This window comes from Nocardioides sp. NPDC057772, assembly GCF_042798075.1.
In the GTDB taxonomy this organism is placed as follows: domain Bacteria; phylum Actinomycetota; class Actinomycetes; order Propionibacteriales; family Nocardioidaceae; genus Nocardioides.
On record NZ_JBHVKN010000096.1, the window covers coordinates 1 to 7,108 of the forward strand.

The following is a 7,108-nucleotide window of genomic DNA, read 5'->3' on the forward strand; positions in this document are numbered from 1 at the left end:
GCCCTGGTGGTGATCAACAAGACCGACCTGGTGCCGGAGACCGAGCGGGAGGAGACCCTGGCCCGGATCGAAGCGCGGGTGCGGGAGCACAATCCCGAGGTCCATGTGGCGTACGCCGTGGGCGGCCGCATCGACCCACGACTCGTCTACGACGCCGCCGTGCCCGAGGACCCGCCCGACGAGCTGCCGATCGCCGCGTTGCTGCGCGAGGCCGCCGACGACCACGCGGCTCATCAGCACGCCCGGTCGGTGACCGTGACCACCCCGGGCACCATCGAGCCGGGTCGATTGGTCGACCTGCTCGAGGAGCCGCCGGAGACGGCGTACCGGATGAAGGGGACCGTCGCGGTCGCCACCGCCCAGGGACCGCGCAGCTACCACGTGAACCTGGTCGGGCGCAGCGCCCACGTCGCCGCGGCGAAGCGTGAGCCCGGGCCGGCGAGCGAGCTCGTGGCCATCGGCCTGGAGCTCGAGACCGACGCGGTCCGGCTGCGCTTGCGCGACGCCCTCGCCCCGGCCGAACGACCGAGCACCGAGGGTCTCCGCCGGCTCCGGCAGCTGGTCCGCGTCAGTCTCTGAGCGTGATCAACCGGCTCGGCGGACGATCCGCTCCATGTCGGTGATGATCACCGAGCGCGACTCCAGCCTGACCCAGCCCTTGGCGGCGAAGTCGGCGAGCGCCTTGTTGACCGTCTCCCGGGCCGCGCCCACGAGCTGGGCGAGCTCCTCCTGCGTCAGGTCGTGGCGTACGTGGAGGCCTTCCTCGGTCTCCTGACCGAACCGCTCGGCGAGGTCGAGCAGCGCCTTCGCCACCCGGCGGGGTGCGTCGGCGAAGACGAGGTCGCCGATCACGTCGTTGGCCCGGCGCAGCCGACCCGACAGCAGGGCGAGCAGCCCGCGCGTCACGCTCGGCCGCCCGTCGAGCAGGCCCAGCAGGTCGTCGTGCGAGAGCGAGGCGAGCTCCACCTCGTCGGTGACGGCGGTGACCGTCGAGGAGCGCCGACCGGGGTCGAAGAGCGACAGCTCGCCGAACACCTGGCCCGGCCCCAGGATCGCCAGCAGGTTGTCCTGCCCGTTGGCCGCGGCGCGGCTCAGCTTCACCTTGCCGTTCACCACGGCGTAGAGCCGGTCCGCGGGGTCTCCCTCATGGAACAGAACCTCGCCGCGTCTGAGGCGTGTCTGGCCCATCATCGCGAGCAGCGCCGTCATCGACTCGTCGTCCAGCTCGCTGAAAAGCGGTGCGTGCCGAAGCACGTCTTGATCCATTACCCAGCCGCTCCTGTCGTCATTTTACCGAAGCCCTCAGCGTACCGAGAGCGACGCCTGCAACCCCGGATGTGTGTCCCGCATCGCACGCCTGTCGGGTGCGTTCTTCGCCACACCGTAGCCAGCGGGAAGCCTCGAGGCTTCGGCGTCGTTGTCATGACCGTGAAGCTCTCCATGCTGGACCGGTCCCGCACGCGGGTGGGGTACGCCGAGGGCGCTGCGCTGACCCACACGATCGAGCGAGCGGTGGCTGCGGAGCGGCTCGGCTACCAGCGGTTCTGGGTCGCCGAGCACCACGCGGTACCGGGGATCGCGTCGGGGGCGCCGCCGGTGCTGATCGGAGCGCTCGGAGCGCACACCTCCACGATCCGGCTCGGCTCGGGCGGGGTGATGCTGCCGCACCACCAGCCGCTGGTCGTGGCCGAGCAGTTCCTCATGCTCGACGCGCTGTATCCAGGCCGCATCGACCTGGGTCTGGGTCGCACGCTGGGCTTTACCGCTCCCGTACGCCGCGCCCTGCGGCAGGATCTCGACGACCCGGACACGTTCGCCGAGGACATCGAGGAGCTCCGCGGCTACCTCGACCGCACCGCGGCGGTCACCGCGCGGCCCGTCGCCGCACACCAGATCCCCATGTTCGTGCTGGCGACCGGGCGCGGGGTCGCGCTCGCCTCGAGGCTCGGGCTGCCGGTGGTCGTGGGCGGTCCGGTGCTGTACAGCCCGCGGCTGGACGAGGTCCTCGGGGCGTACCGGAAGGACTTCCGGCCCTCCTCGCGGGCGTCCGAGCCGTCGGTGATCGTCTCCGTCGACGTGCTCGTCGCGGACACCGACGCCGAGGCCGCCGAGCTCGCGCTCCCGGAGGCGTGGGCGATGGCCAGGTCGCGGCAGACCGGCGAGTTCGGTCCCCTCGAGCCGGTCGCGACGATCCGGGACCAGGCCTGGTCGAACCAGGTGCGCGAGCGGGTCGAGGCCCATCTCGCCCGCACCACCGCAGGCTCCGCCGACACCGTCCGCCGCCGCCTCGACCGGCTGGCCGAGACCACCGGCGCCGACGAGCTCCTCGCCTTCACCTCGACCTACGACCGCGACGCCCAGCTCGCCTCCGACGCCGCGCTCGCCGAGATCATGACCGGGCGGCCCCAGGTGTCTACCCGGTCCCCGAGCTAGTCGACAGCGTGTGTGCCGCCTCCAGGAGGAGGCGGCCGAGCTCGGCCTGGCGCGGGGGCGCGAGACGGGCCTCGATACCGGTGATGCTGAGCGCGCCGTAGGGCTGGCCGTGGGCGTCGAAGACGGCGGCGGCCAGACCCCAGCTGCCGGCCACGATCAGGCCCGGGTTGACCGCAAAGCCACGCTCGCGGGTGGCGGCGATCCGCTTCCGCAGAGCGGACGCCGAATGCTCCTCGCCGTAGGCGGGGACGAGGTCGGCACGGGCCAGGTAGGCCTCGCGGCGCGACTCGGGCATGAGCGCCAGGATCGCAAGGCCCGCCGAGGCGACGCCGAGCGGGAACCGGATGCCCTCGTGGAGCACGTGCGAGCGGATCGGGAAGCTGCCGTCCTCGCGTAGGACGCAGACCGTCTCGTCGCCGCGCCGGATCGAGAAGAACGCGCTCTCCCCCGTCTCCCGGGCCAGGCGCAGCACGGCGGCCCGGGCCGACGGGGTGATGTCGTGGCGGGTGGTCGCGGCGGCGCCGAGCAGGAAGCACTCCGGTCCCAGGTGCCACGCGCCGGTGCTGTTGTCGCGCTCCACCAGCCCCTCCTCCTGCAGGGTGCTGAGCAGCCGGTGGGCGGTCGGGCGCGGGATGGCGGCAGCGGTCGAGAGCTGGGTGGTCGTCGCGCCCTCCGGCTCGCCGGCGGCGAGCAGCCGCAGCAGGTGCGCACTACGGCGGATCACGCTGGGCTGAGTGCTGGGCTGGTTCGCCCCGGGACCGGGTTCCATGGGACGTAGGTTAGACGACGTCCACTCAGTGAACGCATCGGCGCCATCGGGGTCGTTCATCGAAAGATCAAGCGTGAACCTGCGCTCACCTATTGACCGAAGGCGCCGCCCACCCTTGACTGATCATCATGGACAAGGTCATCTCCTCAGCCGCCGAGGCGGTCGCGGACATCCCGAACGGAGCGACCCTCACGGTCGGTGGGTTCGGGTTGTGCGGCATCCCCTCGGTGCTCATCAACGCAATCCTCGAGGCGGGCGTGACCGACCTCGAGGTGGTCTCCAACAACGCCGGCGTCGACGACTGGGGCCTGGGCCTGCTGCTCGGCGCCGGGCGGCTGCGCCGGGTCGTCGCCTCGTACGTTGGCGAGAACAAGGAGTTCGCGCGGCAGTACCTCTCCGGCGACCTCGAGGTCGAGCTGACCCCGCAGGGCACGCTGGCCGAGCGGATGCGCGCCGGCGGCTCCGGCATCGCCGCGTTCTACACCCGCACCGGCGTCGGCACGCAGGTGGCTCAGGGCGGGCTGCCGTGGAAGTACGACGACGCCGGCAACGTCGTCAAGACCTCGCCCGAGAAGCCGGTGATGACCTTCGAGACCCGCAACGGCGAGCAGGAGTTCGTGCTCGAGGAGGCGATCGTCGCCGACTTCGGCATCGTCCGCGCGTGGAAGGGCGACCGCCACGGCAACCTCCTTTTCAAGGACTCCGCCCGCAACTTCAACCCGCTGGCCGCGATGGCCGGCCAGATCACGATCGCGGAGGTCGAGGAGCTCGTCGAGCCCGGCGAGATCCCGCCGAACGACGTCCACCTCCCCGGGGTCTACGTCCACCGCGTCGTGCCCCTGACCCCCGAACAGGCCGCCGACAAGCGCATCGAGAAGAGGACGGTCCGCTGACATGGCATGGACACGTGAAGAGATGGCCGCCCGCGCCGCCGCGGAGCTCTCCGACGGCGACTACGTCAACCTCGGCATCGGGCTGCCGACGCTGGTGCCCAACTACGTCCCCGACGACGTCGAGCTGGTGCTGCAGAGCGAGAACGGCATCCTCGGCACCGGCGCCTACCCGACCGAGGACGCCGTCGACCCCGACCTGATCAACGCCGGCAAGGAGACGGTCACCGTCCGCAAGGGGGCGAGCTTCTTCGACTCCGCCACCAGCTTCGGGATGATCCGCTCCGGCAAGATCGACGCCGCCATCCTCGGAGCCATGCAGGTCTCCAAGGGCGGCGACCTCGCCAACTGGATGATCCCCGGCAAGATGGTCAAGGGCATGGGCGGCGCGATGGACCTCGTCCACGGCGCCAAGAAGGTCGTCGTGCTGATGGAGCACGTCGCCCGCGACGGCTCCTACAAGATCGTCGAGGAGTGCTCGCTCCCCTACACCGGCCTCGGCGTCGTGCAGCGCATCATCACCGACCTGTGCGTCCTCGACGTCACCCCCGAGGGCCTGCGCCTCGTCGAGCTCGCCCCGGGCGTCACGCTCAACGAGGTCGAGGAGAAGACCGAGCCGCCGATCCTCCGCTGACCGTCGAGAGGTCAGCCGCGTCGGCCGAGATGTCACCGAGGTGGCGTCTCGGCCGACGTACGTGACGCCTCGGCCGACGCGCGCGCCTTCTCGGCGTCTGCGACAATGTCCGGCGTGGATCTGAGGGTGGTGCGGCCGACACGCGGGAGCGTGTGGCTGGCGCTGCTCGCGGCGGTGGAGATCACCACCGGGTCCAGCCTGGCCCACCTGGCCGGCGGCGGGGAGCTGCCGGACGCGTTGTGGCTGGTGGCGACCGGGTTCGCCGCCTTCGGCACCGGAGTCGTGGTGCTGCAGCGGCGGGTGGGGATCGCCCTCGGGGCGGTGCTCGCGGGAGCGGCCCAGCTGGGGATGCACGAGGCGTTCGAGGCGTACGCTGCTCCGGCCGCCCACGCGCACACCAGCGGCGCGGGCGACACCTCGATGCTGGTCGCGCACACCGCGGCAGCGGTGCTCACCGTCGTCGTGTGGATGCTGCACCGCCGAGCCTGGCAGGTCATCTCCCGGGCGCTTACGACGCCCCGGACCCAGATCCCGTTCCGCCTTCTCCCGCTCACGCAGACGATCGTTCTGCGCAAGCACCTGTGGACGTACGTCGCTGCCGGCCGTGGGCCGCCGGTCCTCGGCTGAGGACCCGACCCGACCACTGGGCATCAGCCCAGCAGACACTCCACAGAAAGCAACAACCCCATGTCTCGACGTACCCTCGCGCGCCTCGGCGCGCCCGCCGCCGCTGCCGCGGCCATCACCTTCCTCGTCGCCGCTCCGGCCTCCGCGCACGTCACGGTCACCCCGACCGAGACGGCGGCCGGCGCCTACACCGTGCTGACCTTCAGCGTCGGCCACGGCTGCGAAGGCTCGCCGACCAACAAGATCACCATCCAGGTGCCGGAGGGGGTCAACACCGTCACCCCGACCCGCCAGCCGTTCTACGACGTGAAGGTCACCAAGGAGAAGCTCGCCGAGCCGATCAAGGACGCTCACGGAAACGAGCTGACCGAGCGCGACGCCACGATCGTCTACACCGCGAAGACGCCGTTGCCCGACGGTCAGCGCGATGCCTTCGAGGTCTCCCTGCAGCTGCCGGAGAAGGAGGGCACCCTCAGCTTCCCGACGGTCCAGACCTGCGAGAAGGGCGAGACCGCCTGGATCGAGGAGACCCCCGAGGGCGCCACGGAGGAGCCCGAGAGCCCGGCCCCTGCCTTCGAGGTGACCGCCGCGGAGGACGAGGACGGCCACGGCCACGGCGCCGAGGAGTCGGCCGAGAAGGTCGAGCCGGCTGCCGCCGTGGACACCGAGGACGACAACGGCAACCTGTGGGCCGGCGTCGGTGCCGGCGCCGGGATCCTCGGCCTGATCGCCGGCTCGACCGCCCTCGCGCTGGGGCGTCGTAAGGCGTGAGTGCATCCCTGACGCGCCGGTCCGGCCCCGACCACCGGGGCCCGGGCCGGCGCGGCCTGGGACGGCTGCTGGCGGTGCTCGCCGCTGCTGCGTACGCCGTCCTGGTCAGCATCTCCCCCGCCCAGGCCCACGCGACGCTGATCGGCACCGACCCCGAGGAGGGTGCGGTGCTGGAGGTGGCGCCGGAGACGATCACCTTCACCTTCGACGAGGCGGTGACGCTGCCGCCCGCGGGGGTGACGGTCTTCGACGCGAAGGGCAAGGAGGTGACCTCCGAGGCGACCGCGAGCGGCACCGAGATGAAGGTCGCCCTCGCGAAGGCGAACAGTCTCGGCGACGGCACCTACGTCGTCGCCTGGCGGGCGGTCTCGGCCGACGGCCACCCGATCTCGGGCTCGTTGACCTTCGCGGTCGGCGCTCCGAGCCTCAGCGTCGCCCCACCGCCGTCCACGGAGCCGTCCAGGGCGACCGCGGTGATCCACGGCGTGCTCCAGTTCATCCAGTACGCAGCCCTGCTGCTGGTCGTGGGCCTGGTCTGGTTCCGCGCTCTGATCGTCGGTGACCAGCGCGTCCCCGACCGCGCCACCGCCCGGGTGCAGCGCGTGGAGATCGTCGCCGGCATGGTCGCCGTGATCGCGCTGGTGCTCCTGGCCCCGGCCAGCGGAGCGCTGCAGAGCGAGAGCCCACCCGGAGCGATCCTCACCTTCGACGCCTGGTCGCCCGCCTCGGTCGGCAAGGAGTGGCTCAGTGCGCTGGTCGGGATCATCGGCATCGCGGCCGCGCTCGCGCTGCGCGAGCGGCCCCGCCTGGCCGCGGCCGCGGGACTGGTGGCGATCTGTGCCCCGTCGCTGGTCGGTCACTCCCGAGCGGTCGTACCCGCCTGGCTGGTCACGCTCACCGACGTCATCCACCTCGTCGCCGGAGCTCTCTGGCTCGGCGGTCTGGTCGGCCTCGCGCTGACCCTGCCGCTGATCACCCGACGCG

The 7,108-nt window shown here is 71.8% G+C and carries 9 protein-coding genes; 7 read left to right on the top strand and 2 right to left on the bottom strand.

Translation table 11 applies throughout. The features are described from left to right. Positions 1 to 579, top strand: a 579-nt coding sequence (locus ACFVJS_RS16340) for a GTP-binding protein (protein WP_378882147.1), incomplete at its 5' end; no start/stop codon positions are given. A gap of 6 nt (positions 580 to 585) precedes the next feature. Here the strand turns inward: ACFVJS_RS16340 and ACFVJS_RS16345 are convergent. After that, on the bottom strand, positions 586 to 1,266 hold the full coding sequence (locus tag ACFVJS_RS16345) for a Crp/Fnr family transcriptional regulator (RefSeq protein WP_378882149.1): 681 nt from the start codon (positions 1,264 to 1,266) through the stop codon (positions 586 to 588). Between the two features lie 156 nt (positions 1,267 to 1,422). Here ACFVJS_RS16345 and ACFVJS_RS16350 point away from each other — a divergent pair, with 156 nt between their 5' ends. After that, positions 1,423 to 2,433 carry an LLM class flavin-dependent oxidoreductase gene (locus tag ACFVJS_RS16350; RefSeq protein ID WP_378882151.1) on the top strand — a complete coding sequence of 337 codons (1,011 nt, stop codon included), beginning with the start codon at positions 1,423 to 1,425 and terminating at the stop codon, positions 2,431 to 2,433. On the opposite strand, the gene ACFVJS_RS16355 is transcribed toward ACFVJS_RS16350, so the two are convergent. After that, complete coding sequence (locus ACFVJS_RS16355; protein WP_378882153.1) at positions 2,414 to 3,202, bottom strand: IclR family transcriptional regulator; 789 nt, start codon at positions 3,200 to 3,202, stop codon at positions 2,414 to 2,416. The genes ACFVJS_RS16350 and ACFVJS_RS16355 overlap by 20 nt on opposite strands. A 128-nt stretch (positions 3,203 to 3,330) precedes the next feature. Here ACFVJS_RS16355 and ACFVJS_RS16360 point away from each other — a divergent pair, with 128 nt between their 5' ends. From ACFVJS_RS16360 to ACFVJS_RS16380, 5 genes are all read left to right on the top strand, one after another. Continuing rightward, entirely contained in the window at positions 3,331 to 4,095 is a 765-nt protein-coding gene (locus ACFVJS_RS16360) for a CoA transferase subunit A (RefSeq protein WP_378882155.1), read from the top strand. A gap of 1 nt (position 4,096) precedes the next feature. After that, on the top strand, positions 4,097 to 4,726 hold the full coding sequence (locus tag ACFVJS_RS16365) for a 3-oxoacid CoA-transferase subunit B (RefSeq protein WP_045552005.1): 630 nt from the start codon (positions 4,097 to 4,099) through the stop codon (positions 4,724 to 4,726). Between the two features lie 105 nt (positions 4,727 to 4,831). Further along, entirely contained in the window at positions 4,832 to 5,353 is a 522-nt protein-coding gene (locus tag ACFVJS_RS16370) for a cell division protein FtsQ (protein ID WP_378882159.1), read from the top strand. Between the two features lie 60 nt (positions 5,354 to 5,413). Then, positions 5,414 to 6,124 (top strand): YcnI family protein, encoded by a 711-nt coding sequence (locus tag ACFVJS_RS16375; protein WP_378882162.1) that lies wholly within the window; start codon positions 5,414 to 5,416, stop codon positions 6,122 to 6,124. Then, on the top strand, positions 6,121 to 7,108 hold a 988-nt coding region (locus tag ACFVJS_RS16380), incomplete at its 3' end, for a copper resistance protein CopC (RefSeq protein ID WP_378882165.1). The genes ACFVJS_RS16375 and ACFVJS_RS16380, both read left to right, overlap by 4 nt.